Origin of the sequence: Streptomyces sp. So13.3 (assembly GCF_005860785.2) — a bacterium.
GTDB classification, from domain to species: domain Bacteria; phylum Actinomycetota; class Actinomycetes; order Streptomycetales; family Streptomycetaceae; genus Actinacidiphila; species Actinacidiphila fildesensis.
In genome coordinates this window covers 361,410-378,162 of the sequence record NZ_CP048835.1, presented here as the reverse complement: position 1 = coordinate 378,162, position 16,753 = coordinate 361,410, and the positions used below count along the sequence as shown (strand labels likewise).

Sequence of the window (16,753 nt, the reverse complement as noted above, 5' to 3'; positions counted from 1 at the left end):
CGCGGAAGAGCGAAGACTGCTCCTGGCTGTGCCTTTCACCCCGGTGGGTCATGCGTGTCCGGATCGCCGCTGGTCAGCCAGGTGATTCTGCGAGTGGGGGGCGAGGCGGCGCGGGTGCCGTCCGGGCCGACCGACGCGGTGGGTCCTGGGGGTGTCGTGTCGGGCGCCCTGGCGTGGCTGAGGTTCACGTTGCCCGGATTCAGCAACGACGGGTGACGTCTCATTGCCGGTCGCTGTCCTTACCTCCTTGATCACGGCGGGAAGAGAGTGAGGTCCAGCGGATTTCGGCGGGCAACGGTGGGGGAGTCGAGCGATGACCACGATGAGGATCGGCGCTGAGCGGGCGGCGGGCGGATCGCCGTCGTCCCGACGGGGGGCCGGCCGGAACCGGCTGGTGGGTGCGGCGCTGATCGTGTTGTCCCTGGTATCGGCACTGACCTGCGCTTTCGTCTTCACCAGCTGGCTGCCCACCGACGGTGCCCTGTATCGGGAGTACCGGGCGGCCGAGGTGTGTTCCGTGCGCACGGTGATACCGGCGTCGGAGGACTGTCTGCGGGAGCTGAGCTTCACCGTCGAGGGCACCCACAAGACCGCCAAGAACATGCGGGCGACCCTCCTCGGCCCACGGCCCTTCGGGAGGGTGGTGGTGTCGTTCAGTGACTCGGGGCCGACGCTGAGTGGGCTTCAGAAGGGGGACCGGGTCACGGCAACTGTCTGGCGCGGCGTGGTGGTCATGGTCGCCGAGGGGGACGCCCGGCAGCATTCCGCCGACGCGCCTCGCGACGAGCCGCAGATGACAGCCGCCGTCGGCACGTTCGCGGGGCTGCTGGCGGCGTTGGCATTCATGTTCGGTGCGATGCATCTGGTCCGCCCGCGTGATCCCGGACTGTTCACCTGGCGCCCGTACGGCAAGTGGCTGCTCATCGTCACCGGGGCGACCTGCGTCGTCGTGGGTCTGGGCACCGTGTGGACGGGCCTGCCGTGGCTGCTCGTGCCCACGGTCTGCGGGGTGGTCGTCGCCGGTACGGCATGGCTCCTCCACCGAGACCTGCGGCTCGGACGCGCGAACGCGGCAAGCCGGCCCGCCCAACACCTGTCGAGGCAGGCGCAGTGAACAGGAACGGATCGGCGACCCACCCCCGCTCACTCTTGAGGAACGGTACTTTGCCGTGTACCGGCTCTTCATCCGGCCTGCCGGCAGGCCGGGATGTCGGCCGACCGACAGCTCCGGGGGGTCTGTATGCGGTGGATCGGCAAGCGGCGGAACGGCACACCGGAGTCCGGTGATCCGGCGGCCGAGGTGCTCGCGCGGCTGCGGGAGGGCAGTGCCTCGGCCGAGCAGGACGGCCGGGAGGGCAGGCCGGGCAAGGCGGTGAAGCGGTATCGCGAACTGGTCGTTCGTGCGACGGCCGCGCCCGGGCCCGACGACCCCGCCACTCTGGCCATGCGGCACCAACTCGCCCACTGGACAGGTGAGTCGGGCGACGCGGAGGGCGCGGTGCGGCTGTTCGCGCAGCTCCTCTCCGACCGCGAGCGGCTGCAGGGATCCAGGCATCAGGACACCGGACTGGCCCGCCACCAGCTCGCCCACTGGCACGGCCGGGCAGGGCGAGCCGACGAAGCCGTACGCCGTTACGAGGAGTTGCAACGTTCGGCCGAGCAGGAGGGCCGTACCGAGGCCGCGCTCAACCTGCTCTGCGACATGGGCCACTGGCAGCAGCAGGCCGGCGACAACGCCGCCGCGCTGCGCACCTACACCCGGATGCTGAAGACTGCCGAGAACGAGCTCGGCGGTCGGCACGCACTCACCGGTATCGCCCGCCAGCGCTATGCGGAACTCGCCGGCGGGCTGCCCTTCGGCCACGAGCGAGGGCACGACAGTCTGCAGGACCTGGTCGCGGCGGCCGCGGAGGTCGAGCGGAGCGGCGACCTTTCGCGGGCGAGCCGCATGTACGGCCAAATCGCCGATAAATGCGCGCAGTTGTACGGCGCGGGCAGCGACCGGAGACTCGGAGCTCTGGTCTCGCAGGCGAAGGCGGCCATGCGGACGGAGGACCTGGACGAAGCCGTCGTCTGTTTCGGGCGCGTGCTCGCGTGCATGGAGCTGCGAGGAGAGGGCCCGGGCTCACCCGAGTACGACGTGCTGTCCGAGCAACGGGACGGACTCGCCCGGTCCACCCGGGAGACAACGCTCCACATCGGTGACACGGCGGGAACCCTGCTGGCCAGGCAGGTGGAAGCGGCACCCGCCACGGCCTTCGGGCTGCTGGCCCGGGAGAACCGCGCCCGGCACCTCACTCGGGTCTTCCCGGTCAGCGACGGAACCGATGATCCGCAACCGCACAAGGTGAGCATCGAGCAGTGGCTCGGCGTGATCCAGCGCCTGGCCGACCAGGGGTGCGAGGCCCGATCCTTCTACTTCGCCCGCGCGGACCGTCGACCGACTCCCGAGGAGATCGCCCTGTGCGCGCGGCTGGGGCTGCTCGGCGTCTACGTCTCCAACGAGGGTGCCGGCAATGTGAACGTGGAGGCGTACTCCTTCCGTGGGGGCACACCCCAAGTGGTGTCGATCGTCGTGGTGGACGAGGAGCAGGCGGCGCCGGAACCCGCGCCGGCCCGCGGCCCGGGCGGTGCCACGGCCGTCCATGCCGAAGCCGAGGCACTGGGGGAGTGGCGGCAGGTGGGGCGGGCCACGTCCGCGCGGACAGCGGAGGATCCGGCGGCCTTCGGTTCCTACGAGGTCCTGGAGCGCGTCGGGGAGGGCGGGTTCGGCCGCGTCTACCTCTGCCAGGATCCCGACGGCGTCATGGTGGCGGTCAAGACCCTGCACGCGGAGTACGCGGCCGACTCCTCGATCCGGGAGGGGTTCACGCACGAGGTGCAAGCGGCCCGTCGAGTCAGTGGCCGGTTCACCGTGCCGGTGATCGCAGCCGACACGAGCGGCGGGACCCCCTGGATGGCGGTGCCGTTCGTGGCCGCACCTTCGCTGCAGGAGGTGGCCGAGCGGTGCGGCGCCCTGGATGCCGCCACCGTCCGGGGTATCGGTGCGGGCATTGCCACCGCGCTCACTGCCATCCACGCCGAGGGCATCGTGCATCTCGACCTCAAGCCCGCGAACGTGCTGCTGACCGAGGACGGCCCCCGCGTCATCGACTTCGGCATCGCGCAGATCGAGCGGCTGACCGAGCCCCGGAGCGGCTTCGCCGGGACGTACGCCTACGCCTCGCCGGAACAGATACGGGAGCACGAGCAGTTCACCCCGGCCAGCGACGTGTTCTCCCTCGGCACGCTCCTCGCCCGCCTCGCCCTGGGGCGCCTTCCCTGGGGCAGGAAGGTCCTCGCCGTGATGACCAACATCTGCGACGGCACGCCCGACCTGGCGGGTCTGCCGGCCGAACTGGAGGAAGTGGTGCGGTCGTGCCTCCAGACCGATCCGGCCCGGCGGCCGACCCCCGCCGCGGTCGCTGCGGCCCTCGCGGCAGGCTCGGCGGGGGCACCTCTCGGACCGGAGGTGGAACGGTTCGCCCCGCCGCCCCTGCCCGCCGAGGCGACCACCATCATCCGGGAGCACGCGACCCTCCCGGCCACCCGCCACTTCGAGACGCTCGTCCACACCCGGGTCGCGAGGCCGGACGACACCACGGTCGCGGCACGGCCGACGATGGGCGGCGACACCAGTGACACGCCGCGCGAGGACCGCACTCCCGACACCGCGGCTCAGGACCTCGAAGCCCAGGTCCTCGCCTGGGAACGCGAAGGCGGCTCGAAGCCGACCGGGCAAGTACGCCGGGAATGCGGCGCCTTCGCCGCGGAGGCGCGCTCCCGGCTGGGCGAGGATCACCCCCTGGCCCTGCGCCTCAAGGTCTCCCACGCCATGCTCGGCTACGACGGGACGGACGGGACGGACGGGACTGCGTACGCCGAACGCGTCGTGGACGAGGCCGCCGTACGTCTCGGCGACGGCCATCCCACGGTCCGGGACGCCCGTACGCTGCTGGCGGCGCTGAGGTCCGCACCGCCGGGCTGAGTTCTCCCTGCGGCATCCTGGGAATCCGGGCATGGCCGGACGCCCGCCGGGGGCGTGGCCCCGGCGGGCGCCGGCTGCTGGAGCGGTTGCGTGCCGGGGTGTTCACGCCCGGTGGCGGACCAACTGGAGCAGTTCCGCGTTGTGGTGGCGGCGGGCCCAGGCGATGAGGGCGAAGGGGATGATCAGGATCAGTGGTGTGGCCGCGTAGTGGCCGTCCAGCGCCGTCACGTTGGTGATGAACGCACCGATCATCAGGCCGATGAAGGCGGTCGCGGCAATGCCGGACAGAACCGGGATCAGCAGGGCGATCCCGCCGGCCACCTCAAGGCTGCCGACGAAGTACATGTACCAGTCGCCGAAGCCGATTTTGTCGAAGCTCTCCGCGGCGGCGCTCGCCGCGAACAGCTTGGGCAGCCCGCTCGCGACGATGAAGAACAACGCGAGCACGACCTGCAGCGTACGAAGCGCGATGCGGGCCTTGCGGCCCGGAGCGGCGGCGGTGCGGGACGTGTCAGTGGCGGCGGTGGCGGTCGTGGTGGGCAGGGCTGCCTGGGACATCGTGATCTCCTTTGCGGGAAGCACCCGTTGTGCTTTCACGGAGGTAGACGGCACCGCCCCACCGAACTCATCGGCCGCGGTGAACTTTCGTGTGGGCGGCGCGTCTCAGCGTTTGTGGCGCTGGGCCTGGGTGATCTGCCCGATGAAGGACTCGAGCGCCGCCCTGCGCTGGACGGCGGCGCCGAGTGAGGGGAAGAGGCTGCCGATGGCGCTGCCCAGCCGCAGTTCGACCGGCGCGACGTTCACCTCGGCCCTGTCACGTTCGAGCGCACTGACAGCACCCGCCGCCACGCGTTCGGGCGTGACGGTACGAACCCCGGCGGGCGGTGTGGCACCGGTGTCGGCGAACATCCCCGCGCCGCGGACGAATCCCGGCTGCACGATGGACACGCCGACGCCCGTGGCGTGCAGGTCCTGCCGCAGGGCATGGGCGAATCCGCGCAGTCCGAACTTCGCGGCGCTGTAGAGCGAGGTGGCGGGGGACGAGGTCCGTCCCGAGATCGAGCCGATCATCAGGAGGTGACCGCGGCCGGCTGCCACCATGTGCGGCGCCAGCAGCCGGGAGAGCATCAGGGGTGCGCGCAGGTTCACCTCCAAGGACCGGTCGATCTCCGCTGGGGTGAAGTCGAGCAGGGCGCCACTGGCGGGCAGCGCGGCGTTGGCGACCAGGATGTCCACGGGACCTGCCTCCTCGGCCAGCCGCACGACCGCGTCGCGGTCGCTGAGATCCGCGACCAGCACCCGTGCGCCCAGGGACGCTTCGAGGCCCTTGAGCGATTCGGCGCGCCGGCCGGTGATCACCAGATGGGCGCCCTTGGCGGCCAGAGCCTTCGCCAGGGCATGGCCGATGCCGCCGCCGGCGCCGGTGAGGAGAACAGTCGATCCGTTGATGTCCATGGGGGCCATCCTCTCCTACTGTTCGTTCGAACGAACAGTAGGAGAGGATGAAGGGGCCCAACGATGGCCGATTCCGCACGCACGGGCCTGGCGGCGCAGAGCGCGGCCCTGCACGGCGGGCACATCTCGTCCCGGGTCCTCGTCGAAGAGTCTCTCGCACGCATCGAGGCGACCCAGCCGACCGTGAACGCGTTCCGCCGGGTACGCGCCACCGCTGCTCTGGCGGAAGCCGACGCGGCCGACCGCCGCCTCGCCGCCGGGCACCGTCTGCCCCTGCTCGGTGTCCCGATCGCCGTCAAGGACGACACCGACGTGGCGGGCGAGCCCACCGCTTTCGGCTGCGCCGGTGATTTCCCTGTCAAGAGGACGACCAGCGATGGTACGAGCGCTGGCCCGCTCCTCCCGGCGCCCGGCCGAACCCCCCGCACCTTCCCTCCAGCGGCGACACCGCGGCGGATGGCCTGACCAACGGGCCGGCCATGGGACGATGAGCACATGCCGAATCCCACCCCGACGCGTGAACGCATCGTCGAGGCCACGCTGCGGATCATCGGTCAGGACGGCGTCGCCGCGGTCACCAACCGCCGCATCGCCAAGGAGGCGGGCGTCTCCCTCGGCTCGATCACGTACCACTTCGCCACCCAGCACGACCTGCTGCGCGAGAGCCTGCGCTCCTTCGTCGACCAGGAGACCCGCCGCTTCACCGACCTCGCCGCACGTCACATCACCGACTGCGTCACCGCCGAACAGGCCGCCACCATCGTCGGCCAGGTGTCCGCGGACACCGCCTTCGACAGCGAGCACATCGCCCCCTTCGAGCTCTACATCCACGCCGGCCGTGACCCCCAGCTGCGCCCGGCGGCCGCAGAATGCTTCACCGCCTACGACCAGCTGGCCGCCTCCATCCTCGGCGGCCTCGGCGTACCGGACCCCGAACGCCTGGCCGGCCCCGTCGTCGCACTCGTCGTCGGCCTCCAACTGCGCCGTCTGGCCACCGGCTCGGCCTCCGACGACCTTGTCACCGCGCTGCTGCTGCTCACCGGTGGTTCCACGCCCGGCCCCTGAGCGCTCCCCGCCGATCACCTCACCGAGCGGATGGGAGCGGCGGCGAACCAGCAGTCAGGAAGACGTGTCTGTCCGGTCTCGCGAGCGGGCCCCCGATCCTGCTCGGGGGCCCGCGTGGTCCCTACCGCTGCCTGCTGTTCATGCCCGACGCAGTGCGGAGCGGCCCGCGAAGCGCGCCGAGTCGCCCAACTCCTCTTCGATCCGGATCAGTTGGTTGTACTTCGCCGTGCGGTCGGAGCGGGAGAGCGAGCCGGTCTTGATCTGACCGCAGCCGGTCGCCACCGCCAGGTCCGCGATGGTGGTGTCCTCCGTCTCGCCCGAGCGGTGCGACATGACGACCGTCCAGCCCGCCTGGTGGGCCGTGGCCACCGTGGCCAGCGCTTCGGTCAGGGTCCCGATCTGATTGACCTTGACCAGGACCGAGTTGCCCACGCCGGTGCGGATGCCCTCGCGCAGCAGTGTCTCGTTGGTGCAGAACACGTCGTCACCGGTGAGCTGGCAGCGGTCGCCGACGCGGGCGGTCAGCTCCCGCCAGCCGTCCAGGTCGTTCTCCGCCATCGGGTCCTCGACGGAGACGATCGGGTAGGCGTCGATGAGCTTGGCCAGGTAGTCGGCGTTCTCGGAGGGGGTTCGGCGCACTCCCTCGCCCGCGTAGTCGTACACCCCGTCGCGGAAGAACTCCGACGACGCCGGGTCCATGATCAGGCCGATGTCCGTGCCGGGGCGGTAGCCGGTGCGCTCGATGGCGGTCATCACGAAGTCGAGCGCCTCCTCAGCGGTACGCAGCGCGGGTGCGAAGCCACCCTCGTCGCCGACGCCCGTGGAGTGCCCGGCGGCCAGCAGATCACGGCGCAGGGTGTGGAAGATCTCGCTGCCCATGCGGACCGCTTCGGCGAAGGTTTCCGCGCCCACGGGCGCGATCATGAACTCCTGGAAATCCAGCGGATTGTCGGCGTGGGCGCCGCCGTTGACGATGTTCATCATCGGCAGCGGCAGGAGGTGAGCGCCGGCACCGCCGAGGTAGCGGTACAGGGGCCGGCGGTGAGCCGCCGCGGCGGCCTTGGCGGCGGCGAGGGAGACGCCGAGGATCGCGTTGGCGCCGAGCCGGGACTTCGTGGCGGTGCCGTCGAGGGCGACCAGCGCGGCGTCGAGACCCGCCTGGTCCGCCGCGTCCCGGCCGCGCACGGTCGCCGCGATCTCCCCGTTGACGTGGGCCACCGCGCGGTCGACGCCCTTGCCGTGCCAGCGCGCGGGGTCTCCGTCGCGCAGTTCCACGGCCTCCCGGGCACCGGTGGAGGCGCCGGAGGGGACCGCCGCGCGCCCCAGGGACCCGTCCGCCAGGACGACGTCGACCTCGACCGTGGGGTTGCCCCGGCTGTCGATGATCCGGCGGGCGGTGACGGTCTCGATGGCGGCGTTGACGGTCCCGGATGCCTGTGCGGACATGGGAGGTCCTTCCCGTTGTCGTGTGCCGTGGCCCCGGCTGCGACAGCGCTGGCGCTGAGCCCGACAACGCCAAACCATACAGCAATGCTGCCCAGTTTTGCTGTACAGCATTGCTGTGCAGGTCAGGTGCACAGCAATGCTGCCCAACGGGGTAAAGTGCCCTATGCCCACCTCGGAAGCCGCCGCCATCGCCGCAGAACTGCGCACCGCGATGGGGAAGCTCACCCGACGCGTCAAGCACGAGGACCGCATCCCGCTGGGTCAGGTCGCCGTGCTCGGCGCACTCGACCGCGACGGCGCCATGACCACCAGCGACCTCGCCGCCGATCAGCGTGTACGTCCCCAGTCGATGGCCCGTTCGGTGGGGCTGCTCATGGAGCAGGATCTGATCACCCGCCGGGCGCACCCCACGGACGGCCGCAAGTCGCTGGTCGAGCTGTCGGACGCGGGCCGGGCCGCGCTCGAAGCGGAGCGCGGCCGCAGGGTCGGTTGGCTCGCGCAGGCCATCGAGGCCGAACTCACGGATGAGGAGCAGACGTTGCTGGCACGGAGCGCCACCCTCCTGGAGCGGCTCGCCACCCGCTAGCGGAGTCATTCCGATGCCGTCAGCGGTCGTAGCCCGGCCATGCCGGGTGTCGCGCAGTGCCGCGACCCGGGCCGCCTGCGACACTCGCGGGTAGCGATGAACCCGAGGAGGCGGCATGACTGCTGACGCAGTGGCTCTGACCAGGCGATCCCTGCACGGCATCGCCGAGCTGGTACTGGCCGGGCCGCAGCACCGGGAGATCGGCCGCATCCGGCTGCGGATCGTCGGCGGCGGTTTCGGCACGATCGGCGAACCGGCGTTGCGTGTCGAGGGCGGCGACCTCGTCAGCGGAACGGCCCGCATCGCGCTGTCGGGCCAGACCTACGCGGCGCTCGCGGAAGCGGCGGGGATCGAGGCCGGCGCTCCGGAGGGGCTCTATCCGGACGGGTCCGGGGTGAAGCCGGACGAGGTGATCACGGTCGATCCGGAAGCCGGAGCCGAGATCCTCCGCGCGTTCGCCGCCGGGGACGAGGCGTTGCGCGGTTTCGCACCCGAGACCGAACCGGTGCTCTGGCCCGAACACTTCGACCTCGCCATCACTCTCGACGAGGTGAACTACGGGGTCTCACCCGGTGACGACCACCTGCCGGAGCCCTACGCCTACGTCGGGCCGCACCGGCCGCGCGAAGGCAAGTTCTGGAACGCCCCTTTCGGCGCCGCACGCGCGCTGCGGGAACTCGGCAACGCCGACGCGATCCAGGGGTTCTTCGAGGAAGGCAAGCGCCGCACGGATTCCTGACGGGCATCCCGATCGTGATCGCAGCCTCTTGGGCCGCTTTCCGGTGGCTGCTTCCCGGGCGTGCGGAAAAGAGGGTGAGAACGCCCCGCCGCGGCCCTGGAGGGCTGCGACGGGGCAGGACATCGGGGAACTACTTCTTCCACTGGATGTCGGTGGCCATCAGTGCGTACTTGCCGCACTCGCCATCGAACTTCCAGTACCCGCTGCCGACCCACTTGCCGTAGTAGGTCTTGCCGTTGGCGCACTCGGTCACCGTACGGGCCTTGCCGCGCGTCACGTGGCAGTCGGCGCTCCAGCTGTGGCTGGTGTCCTTCCAGTTCTTACAGGTGTACCCGTAGTCGTTGGCGCTCGCCGCGCCCGGCAGGGCGACGAGCAGACCCCCGGCGAAGACGGCGGTGACGGCAGCGGCTCCGAGGCCGCGTATGACGCGCTTCATGTTCTGATCCCTCTGTGTTACCACCCGCTCAGACGTGCACGGCGCGGGACGGAGCGGGTGAGGCGTCCGGCACCGCTGAGTAAATGATCTTACAGGTCCGCCGCTCAGCGGCGTCGGGGCCCGAGCGTATGGACCGTCAGGACCGCAGCCACCAGCTCTCGTTGCCGGTCTACGGCGGCGTGGGGCGAAGCTGCCGGGCCGCGCCGCGACGAGGCCGTCGGCCTTGCTACCTGCTGCCAGCCGCAGTCCGCGGGAGGTGGCAGCAGGCAGCCAGCATAGAATCTGCACCCCGAACCGACCCCGAGGAGTAGTCGTGACCGTTCCCGCGCCCATAGGCCTGCAGCAGGAGATCGCCCGGGATCTTCACGTCGCCGCGATCTTCGATGCGGAGGTGGAGATCGAGCGCCGGGTGGCGTTCCTGGCCGAGCGGCTGACGACCACCGGACTGCGGTCCTTGGTGCTCGGCATCAGCGGCGGGGTGGATTCCACCACGGCGGGGCGGTTGTGCCAGCTGGCCGTGGAGCGGGCCCGTCGGGCCGGGCACGACGCGACCTTCTACGCCATGCGGCTGCCGTACGGCGTCCAGGCCGATGAGCAGGACGCTCAGCTCGCCCTCGACTTCATCCGGGCCGACCAGGTCCTGACCGTCAACGTCAAGGCAGCGAGCGATGCCGCGCTGGAGGCCTGTCTGGCCGGTGGGGTCGCCTTCCGCGACGAGCGGCACCAGGACTTCGTGCACGGCAACATCAAGGCCCGGCAGCGGATGATCGCCCAGTACGCGGTTGCGGGGGCGCATGAAGGGCTGGTCGTGGGGACCGATCACGCGGCCGAGGCGGTCTCCGGGTTCTTCACCAAGTTCGGGGACGGCGCGGCGGACGTACTGCCCCTTGCCGGGCTCATCAAGCGCCGGGTGCGGGCCGTCGGGGAGGCGCTCGGGGCGCCCGCCTCGCTGGTGTGGAAGGTGCCGACGGCGGACCTGGAGACGCTCGACGAGGGCAAGGCGGATGAGGACGCGCTCGGGGTGACGTACGACGAGATCGACGACTTCCTGGAGGGCAAGCCGGTGAGCGAGCGTGCCTTCGCTTCGATCGTGGGCAGGTACCAAGGGACCGAACACAAAAGGCAGTTGCCGGTGACTCCGCCCCAGGGCTGACCATCGCGGTCGGCGTCATCGCCGCAGGTATTGCCCCCGGGCACGAAGCCCTGGCCTTGGGGCGGGAGATCAGGCCAGGGCGCTGGCCTCTACTGTGCGGGCTGCGCCACCGCCGCAGGCCGGGGGCCGGCCGCGTCGTCCAGTGCCGCGAGGCGTTGGATCTTTCTGCGCACGACGTACAGCGGGATGACTCCGAAGGCGCCGAACGACATGTCGATGACCGACCACCAGAGGGGAATGCCGCGCACGGGTCCGCAGATCAGGGCCAGCGGGATGATCCCGGCGCAGGCGATCATTCCGAACTCGACGACCCAGATGTTCCGTACGGGGTCGCGGTAGGGCCCGTAGAACGCCACGGCGATGACCAGGTGGGCGAAGGCCAGCCAGTCGGTTCCGTACAGCAGGAACGGGTAGTCGGCGTCGGCCGTGTCGAGTCCGGTGCGGACGCGGGTGATCCAGCGGGTGAGCCCGGGGAACCAGTCCCCGAGAGCGGTGGACCCCAGCAGGCTGTCGGCCCAGCGCAGTTCGTGGACCAGTGGAAAGGCCGTCAATCCGCTGAGCGCGAGACAAACGATGAACAGGACGAGCCAGGCGCGTATCTGCCGTAGGGCGGTGCTTCGTTCGCTCATGGCCGCAGCCTACAGCTAATTTGAACGTGTTCAATAGTGTGGATCGGTGGCTGCGTCATCCGGGATGCACCGGCGATGGGAGATCGTGTGCCGTCGCGGCGGTAACGTCCCCCTGGCTGCCGGGCGCCGACCTGCTGGTGGCTAGGGTGCGGGCATGGCCGACACCTTTCACCCGCCTGCTCCGAAGGACATCCGGAGCCCTCTGCGGTTCCTGCTGTGGCTGGTGACCAGCCAGCGGCGGCGGGTCGCCACCGGGGCGTTGCTGGGCAGCCTGTGGATGGTCGGGCTGGCCGTTCCGCCCTACCTGCTGTCCCGCGCGATCGACGACGGGCTGCGGGCACAGGACAGCTCCGCGCTGCTCGGCTGGACCGCGGCGTTGTTCGTCATGGGAGTGGTCAACGCGGTCGTGGGCATCCTCCGCCACCGGACGATGACGAAGGTCCGCATGGACGCGTCGTTCCGCACCGTCCGAGCGACCGTACGGCAGGCCACATCGCTCGGCGCCGGCTTGCGGAGTCAGGCCGGTGCCGGTGAGGTCGTCGCCATCGGGATGGGAGACGTGCAGGTGATCGCCATGTCCCTGACCGTGATGGGGCCGGGGGTGGGGGCCGTTCTCGCCTATCTCGTCGTCGCGGCCCTGCTGCTGTCGATCTCACCGCTGCTGGCCGTGGTGGTGCTGGCGGGAGTGCCGCTGCTCGCCGTCACCGTCGGACCGTTGCAGCGGCGGCTGCTGGGTGTCGGATCCGAATACCGGCAGCGGCAGGGTGCGCTGACCGAACTGCTCGTCGACGTGGTGACGGGGTTGCGGGTCCTGAACGGTCTCGGTGGCAAGGACGTCTACGCGTCCCGCTACGGGCACCGGTCCCGGGAGCTGCGCGAACAGGGCTACCGGGTGGGCGCCGTGACCAGCTGGATCGGCGCGCTGGCCATCGGTCTGCCGGCACTGTTCCTCGCGCTGGTCACGTGGCTGACCGCGCGGATGGCGGCCGAGGGTTCGCTCGCCGTCGGCGACCTCGTGGCGGTGTACGGATACACCGCCATGCTCGTCACGCCGGTCTACGCCTTCATCGAAGGCGGCTCCGACGTCGCCCGGGGCCTGGTGGCCGCCCGGCGGGTGATCGACTTCCTGGGCCTGCGGCCCGGTCACCTCCACGACACGGGCCGGCTCGATGCCCCGCCGGGGCCCGCTGTCCTGCACGATCCCGCCTCCGGCGTCCAGGTGCCTCCCGGCGCGCTGATCGCGTTGATCGGTGACCGGCCGGCCGACGCGCCCGCCGTGGTGGAACGGCTCGGCCGGTTCACCCCCTCGGACGCCGCATGGGACGGCCACCGTGTCGATGCGATGGCTCCGGACCAGTTCCGGGAGCGCGTCCTGGTCGCCGACAACGATGCCCATCTCTTCAGCGGGACCGTTCGCGAGGTGGTCGCCGGCGGGCAGGCGATCGACCACGAGGCGATCCTGGCCGCGATCGGCAGCGCCGCCGCCACCGACATCGTCCAAGCGATGCCCGAAGGACTGGACTCCGTGATCACCGCGCAGGGCGCCAACCTCTCCGGTGGCCAGCGCCAGCGGCTGCGGCTGGCCCGGGCCCTGTACGCGCGGCCCGAGGTCCTGCTCGCCGTCGAGCCGACCTCCGCCGTCGACGCGCACACCGAGGCCGCGATGGCCGCCGGGCTGCGCGCGGCCCGTACCGGCCTGACCACCGTGGTGACCAGCACCTCGCCGCTGGTCCTGGAGCTGGCGGACACGGTCGTCTATCTCGTGGGGGGCCAGGTCGAGGCGACCGGCACCCATCAGCACCTCCTGCACGCCCGGGCCGACTATCGCGCGTTGGTCTCCCGGGGCGCCGAAGAGGAAGAGGAAGTGTCCCGATGACCGGTCCGCTCCCCGTCGCCGACACCAGGCACGTCCGTCGCACCGCAGGCAGCGACATAGCCGTGGAAAAGGCGGCGTTCGCGGGAATCCTCGCCCTCAACGCTCTCGCCGCGGCTGCCGGACTGGTCGGTCCCTGGCTGCTGGGCACCATCGTCAACACGGTCAAGGCATCGACCGGCCCGGACAGCGTCGGCACCGTGGACCGGACCGCCCTCGTCATCGTCGCCGCCGTGCTGGTCCAGATCCTGCTGTCGCGCTCCGCACTGCTGCTCGCCGCCCGGTTCGGCGAGCGAGCCGCGGCCCGTATCCGCGAGCGGTTCCTGGCCCGCGCTCTCGCGCTGCCCCCGACCGTCGTCGAGCACACACCCACCGGCGACCTGGCCGTACGCGGCACCACGGACGTCGACGCCGTCGCCACCGCGCTGCGCACCACCGCACCCGAGGTGCTCATCGCCACGACACAGGCGCTGTTCATCATCGGCGCGGTACTCGTCCTCGACCCGCTGCTGGGCGTCTGCGGACTGTCCTGCCTGGCCGTCATCGTCGTCGTCACGCGCTGGTACCTCCGCAGGGCGCGCACCGGCTATCTCGCAGAGGGCACGGCCAATTCCGAACTCGCGGAAATGCTGGCCACGACCGCCGGCGGCGCCCGCACGGTCGAGGCGCTGCGGCTGCAGCAGCAGCGGCTGCACGTCGCCGAGGCGGCCATCACGAAGGCCAGAGGCGCCAGGCTGCATACGCTGTGGCTGCGTTCGGTGTTCTTCCCTTCCGTGGACATCTCCTACACGCTGCCGGTCGTCGGCGTGCTCCTGGTCGGTGGCACGCTCTACAACCACGGCGCGGCCGACCTCGGCGAGGTGGTCGCGGCGGCCGTCTACCTGCGCCAGCTCATGGGACCGCTGGACACCGTCCTGCTCTCGGTCGAACAGCTGCAGAGCAGCATGGCGTCGTACGCGCGGGTGGAGGGCCTGGCCGCCGTCCCGGCGGGCCCGACCCCGACGACGGCCGAGCCGGCCGGCGACCGCATCGAGACCGTCGCCGTCACCTACGCGTACCCGAACCTGGGCGACGTCCTGCACGGCATCGATCTCGACGTCCAGCCCGGCGAACGGCTCGCCATCGTCGGACCCTCCGGTGCGGGAAAGTCCACCCTCGGCCGGCTCCTGGCAGGCGTCGACCGGCCCGGCAGCGGCCGTGTCTCGGTCGGCGGCGTCCCTGTCGCCGACCTCCCACCGGACCGGATGCGCCGCCAGATCGCCCTGATCACCCAGGAACACCACGTCTTCCGTGACACCCTGCGGAACAACCTGGTCATCGCGCGCCCGTCCGCTACGGACCTCCAGTTGCGAGCCGCGCTGGAGGCGGTGCATGCCGACTGGATCGACGATCTGCCGTCCGGTCTGGACACCGATCTCAGTGGTGGCGCCCACCGGCTGGACGAGGCACAAGCACAGCAGCTCTCCCTGGCCCGGGTGATCCTCGCCGACCCGCACACCGTGATCCTCGACGAGGCGACCGCCCTGCTGGATCCGGCCGCGGCACGCCTGACCGAGCGTGCCCTTGCCGCCGCCCTCCAGGGCCGCACGGTCATCGCCATCGCCCACCGTCTCCAGACGGCCCACGACGCGGACCGCATCGCCGTCATCGAGTCCGGCGTCCTGACCGAACTCGGCACCCATGACGCACTCGTCGCGGCGGACGGCGGCTACGCGGCGCTGTGGCGATCCTGGCACGGCGACTGACCGTTGCGGGGGCCGTCACGGTGAAGGACGGCAACGAGTCCATCGCTTCGCTTCCCTTCGGGCCGAGTCCGGGGACCGGGGGCGGTCATCCCGGTTCGCCGGCCTCGAAGCGGGCGACGGCGGCCTGGACCGGGCCGATGATCATGTCGATCCCGGCGGTCGCATCGACGGTGAGTCCGGGCTCGTCGGCCCGCAGTGGTTCCAGCGCGTCGTATTGGGAGTCCAGGAGTCGGGCGGTCATGAAATGCCCGGTCCGGTGTGCGATCCGGGTGTGGGCCGTCTCCTCGTCAAGGGCCAGGTAGAGGAACCAGACGCCCGGCCCGGCCGCACGGAGCAGGTCCCGGTACTCCCGCTTGAGGGCCGAGCAGGAGATGACCCCACCCTGGTGGGCACCGGAGGTTTCCCGGATGCAGCGGGTCAGGCTCCGCAGCCACGGTTCGCGGTCCTCATCGTCGAGTGCTTGCCCCGCGGTCATCTTGGCGATGTTCGCCGCGGGGTGGAAGTCGTCACCTTCCACGAAGGGCACATCGAGACGCTGGGCGAGCAACCGCCCGACGGTGGTCTTGCCCGACGCGGCGACACCCATGACCACGACGATCGCCGGTGCTGGTCCTGATCCGACCACAGTGCCCCTCCCGGGTCTGGACAAACCCCACTGCGGAGATCATGCACGGCGGTGGCGCGGTGGGATGTCATGGGCGCCATGGGGCCGGAGAGACGCACCCGGATGGCTCCCGAAGGGGTGATCCAGGTGCCTGCGGTCCGGACGCGCCCCGCGTTGGCCCGTCGGAGCGATATCACTGCGCCCATCGGGCGGGCCGCGCGCGCCGCGCGCTCAGGACAGGACGTCGCCGGGGAGTCTCCATTCTTGGTACCGGATGCACGGCCGACGACGGGAGACAGGCAGGCCACGCACCAGACAGGGGAAGCCGTCCACCCGGTTGCAGCGGATGCACACACTCTCGTGGGTCGCGCGGCCGTGCTCGTCCTGAGTGAGGTTCACGCCGATGGGCAGATGGAACGGGTGCAGCCCGTGCTCCTCCAGGTCGTCGCTGAGTTGTTGGATCCGCGGCTCGTGCCGCACCGCCGGGTAGGTGTACTGGGCGCTGACCTCGCCCTCACCGGGGTCCTCGCCGTGCCGGCCGTGCACGAGGTAGAGGTGCTCGGCCTGCGTGTAATAGGGCTCCAGGTCCTCGTAGCGGATGGGCCACGCGGGGGAGATTCCGCCGTGATGGCGCAGCTCGCCGAAGTCCTCGGGGCGCAGACGGAACAACGCGGCGCCGTAGAACTTGGTGTTGCCTCCGACGTAGTAGTTGACCTCGGGTGGGAACGTGTCACCGTGCTTGTCGTACCAGAACTCCGGGGCCCGGTACTTGCCCTTGACGAAGACCGCCGTCGACTCCCAGTTGTCCCGTTCCCGGGGAAGGTAGCCGCCGCGTTCCAGGATCAGGATGCGCTTGCCGGTGGGGGCGAGCCGGTGAGCGAGGGTTCCGCCGCCCGCTCCGGTGCCGATGATGATGACGTCATAGTGTTCGTTGTCAGCCATGTCGACCACCTCGGGGTCGTGGATCGTTCGAGCGGGCGCGTGCCCAACCGTCT

At 70.8% G+C, this 16,753-nt stretch carries 14 protein-coding genes and 2 pseudogenes; 9 read left to right on the top strand and 7 right to left on the bottom strand.

Features of this window, described 5'->3' with window-relative positions; genetic code table 11:
- The first annotated feature begins 313 nt into the window (after positions 1 to 313).
- Positions 314 to 1,114, top strand: a complete 801-nt coding sequence (locus C8250_RS01810; RefSeq protein WP_138351778.1) for a hypothetical protein — start codon at positions 314 to 316, stop codon at positions 1,112 to 1,114.
- 126 nt (positions 1,115 to 1,240) lie between these two features.
- The gene (locus tag C8250_RS01805) at positions 1,241 to 4,027 is read left to right on the top strand and encodes a protein kinase (RefSeq protein WP_187144693.1); all 2,787 of its coding nucleotides are present in this window, start codon (positions 1,241 to 1,243) and stop codon (positions 4,025 to 4,027) included.
- 102 nt (positions 4,028 to 4,129) lie between these two features.
- On the opposite strand, the gene C8250_RS01800 is transcribed toward C8250_RS01805, so the two are convergent.
- Positions 4,130 to 4,585, bottom strand: coding sequence for a DoxX family protein (locus tag C8250_RS01800; protein WP_138351776.1), 456 nt, complete (start codon positions 4,583 to 4,585; stop codon positions 4,130 to 4,132).
- A gap of 105 nt (positions 4,586 to 4,690) precedes the next feature.
- Entirely contained in the window at positions 4,691 to 5,482 is a 792-nt protein-coding gene (locus C8250_RS01795; protein WP_138351775.1) for an SDR family NAD(P)-dependent oxidoreductase, read from the bottom strand.
- A gap of 63 nt (positions 5,483 to 5,545) precedes the next feature.
- Here C8250_RS01795 and C8250_RS01790 point away from each other — a divergent pair.
- Positions 5,546 to 5,839, top strand: a pseudogene (locus C8250_RS01790) (amidase family protein); the annotation flags it as partial.
- A gap of 138 nt (positions 5,840 to 5,977) precedes the next feature.
- Positions 5,978 to 6,547 carry a TetR/AcrR family transcriptional regulator gene (locus C8250_RS01785; RefSeq protein ID WP_138351773.1) on the top strand — a complete coding sequence of 190 codons (570 nt, stop codon included), beginning with the start codon at positions 5,978 to 5,980 and terminating at the stop codon, positions 6,545 to 6,547.
- A 138-nt stretch (positions 6,548 to 6,685) separates the two neighbouring features.
- Here C8250_RS01785 and eno read toward each other — a convergent pair whose 3' ends face one another.
- Positions 6,686 to 7,993 carry a phosphopyruvate hydratase gene (gene eno / locus C8250_RS01780; protein WP_138351772.1) on the bottom strand — a complete coding sequence of 436 codons (1,308 nt, stop codon included), beginning with the start codon at positions 7,991 to 7,993 and terminating at the stop codon, positions 6,686 to 6,688.
- 163 nt (positions 7,994 to 8,156) lie between these two features.
- On the opposite strand from eno, the gene C8250_RS01775 reads away from it, so the two are divergent.
- Together C8250_RS01775 and C8250_RS01770 are read left to right on the top strand one after the other, a co-directional pair.
- Positions 8,157 to 8,579 carry a MarR family transcriptional regulator gene (locus C8250_RS01775; RefSeq protein ID WP_138351771.1) on the top strand — a complete coding sequence of 141 codons (423 nt, stop codon included), beginning with the start codon at positions 8,157 to 8,159 and terminating at the stop codon, positions 8,577 to 8,579.
- 115 nt (positions 8,580 to 8,694) lie between these two features.
- Positions 8,695 to 9,318, top strand: coding sequence for a hypothetical protein (locus C8250_RS01770; protein ID WP_138351770.1), 624 nt, complete (start codon positions 8,695 to 8,697; stop codon positions 9,316 to 9,318).
- A 130-nt stretch (positions 9,319 to 9,448) separates the two neighbouring features.
- Here the strand turns inward: C8250_RS01770 and C8250_RS01765 are convergent, their stop codons facing one another.
- Positions 9,449 to 9,754 (bottom strand): hypothetical protein, encoded by a 306-nt coding sequence (locus tag C8250_RS01765; protein WP_138351769.1) that lies wholly within the window; start codon positions 9,752 to 9,754, stop codon positions 9,449 to 9,451.
- A 313-nt stretch (positions 9,755 to 10,067) separates the two neighbouring features.
- Here C8250_RS01765 and nadE point away from each other — a divergent pair, with 313 nt between their 5' ends.
- A complete protein-coding gene (gene nadE / locus C8250_RS01760; RefSeq protein WP_138351768.1) occupies positions 10,068 to 10,907 on the top strand; it encodes an ammonia-dependent NAD(+) synthetase in 840 nt (279 codons plus the stop codon).
- An 89-nt stretch (positions 10,908 to 10,996) separates the two neighbouring features.
- On the opposite strand, the gene C8250_RS01755 is transcribed toward nadE, so the two are convergent.
- Complete coding sequence (locus tag C8250_RS01755) at positions 10,997 to 11,536, bottom strand: hypothetical protein (protein WP_138351767.1); 540 nt, start codon at positions 11,534 to 11,536, stop codon at positions 10,997 to 10,999.
- A 154-nt stretch (positions 11,537 to 11,690) separates the two neighbouring features.
- On the opposite strand from C8250_RS01755, the gene C8250_RS01750 reads away from it, so the two are divergent.
- Both C8250_RS01750 and C8250_RS01745 read left to right on the top strand, forming a co-directional pair.
- Entirely contained in the window at positions 11,691 to 13,412 is a 1,722-nt protein-coding gene (locus C8250_RS01750) for an ABC transporter ATP-binding protein (RefSeq protein ID WP_138351766.1), read from the top strand.
- The gene (locus C8250_RS01745; RefSeq protein WP_138351765.1) at positions 13,409 to 15,154 is read left to right on the top strand and encodes an ABC transporter ATP-binding protein; all 1,746 of its coding nucleotides are present in this window, start codon (positions 13,409 to 13,411) and stop codon (positions 15,152 to 15,154) included. Before C8250_RS01750 ends, C8250_RS01745 begins: the two co-directional genes overlap by 4 nt.
- An 85-nt stretch (positions 15,155 to 15,239) precedes the next feature.
- Here C8250_RS01745 and C8250_RS01740 read toward each other — a convergent pair whose 3' ends face one another.
- Together C8250_RS01740 and C8250_RS01735 are read right to left on the bottom strand one after the other, a co-directional pair.
- Positions 15,240 to 15,740: a gluconokinase gene (locus C8250_RS01740; protein ID WP_138351764.1), complete on the bottom strand. Its 501-nt coding sequence runs from the start codon at positions 15,738 to 15,740 to the stop codon at positions 15,240 to 15,242.
- A gap of 321 nt (positions 15,741 to 16,061) precedes the next feature.
- A pseudogene (locus C8250_RS01735) lies at positions 16,062 to 16,700 on the bottom strand (dehydrogenase); the annotation flags it as partial.
- Positions 16,701 to 16,753: the final 53 nt, after the last annotated feature.

What these genes read in the sequence shown, in the direction of transcription:
- C8250_RS01740 (WP_138351764.1), bottom strand. Translation starts at nt 15,740, where the DNA reads ATGGGTGTCGCCGCGTCGGGCAAGACCACCGTCGGGCGGTTGCTCGCC.
- C8250_RS01810 (WP_138351778.1), top strand. Translation starts at nt 314, where the DNA reads ATGACCACGATGAGGATCGGCGCTGAGCGGGCGGCGGGCGGATCGCCG.
- C8250_RS01800 (WP_138351776.1), bottom strand. Translation starts at nt 4,585, where the DNA reads ATGTCCCAGGCAGCCCTGCCCACCACGACCGCCACCGCCGCCACTGAC.
- C8250_RS01805 (WP_187144693.1), top strand. Translation starts at nt 1,241, where the DNA reads ATGCGGTGGATCGGCAAGCGGCGGAACGGCACACCGGAGTCCGGTGAT.
- C8250_RS01770 (WP_138351770.1), top strand. Translation starts at nt 8,695, where the DNA reads ATGACTGCTGACGCAGTGGCTCTGACCAGGCGATCCCTGCACGGCATC.
- C8250_RS01745 (WP_138351765.1), top strand. Translation starts at nt 13,409, where the DNA reads ATGACCGGTCCGCTCCCCGTCGCCGACACCAGGCACGTCCGTCGCACC.
- C8250_RS01785 (WP_138351773.1), top strand. Translation starts at nt 5,978, where the DNA reads ATGCCGAATCCCACCCCGACGCGTGAACGCATCGTCGAGGCCACGCTG.
- C8250_RS01755 (WP_138351767.1), bottom strand. Translation starts at nt 11,536, where the DNA reads ATGAGCGAACGAAGCACCGCCCTACGGCAGATACGCGCCTGGCTCGTC.
- C8250_RS01765 (WP_138351769.1), bottom strand. Translation starts at nt 9,754, where the DNA reads ATGAAGCGCGTCATACGCGGCCTCGGAGCCGCTGCCGTCACCGCCGTC.
- C8250_RS01750 (WP_138351766.1), top strand. Translation starts at nt 11,691, where the DNA reads ATGGCCGACACCTTTCACCCGCCTGCTCCGAAGGACATCCGGAGCCCT.
- eno (WP_138351772.1), bottom strand. Translation starts at nt 7,993, where the DNA reads ATGTCCGCACAGGCATCCGGGACCGTCAACGCCGCCATCGAGACCGTC.
- C8250_RS01775 (WP_138351771.1), top strand. Translation starts at nt 8,157, where the DNA reads ATGCCCACCTCGGAAGCCGCCGCCATCGCCGCAGAACTGCGCACCGCG.
- C8250_RS01795 (WP_138351775.1), bottom strand. Translation starts at nt 5,482, where the DNA reads ATGGACATCAACGGATCGACTGTTCTCCTCACCGGCGCCGGCGGCGGC.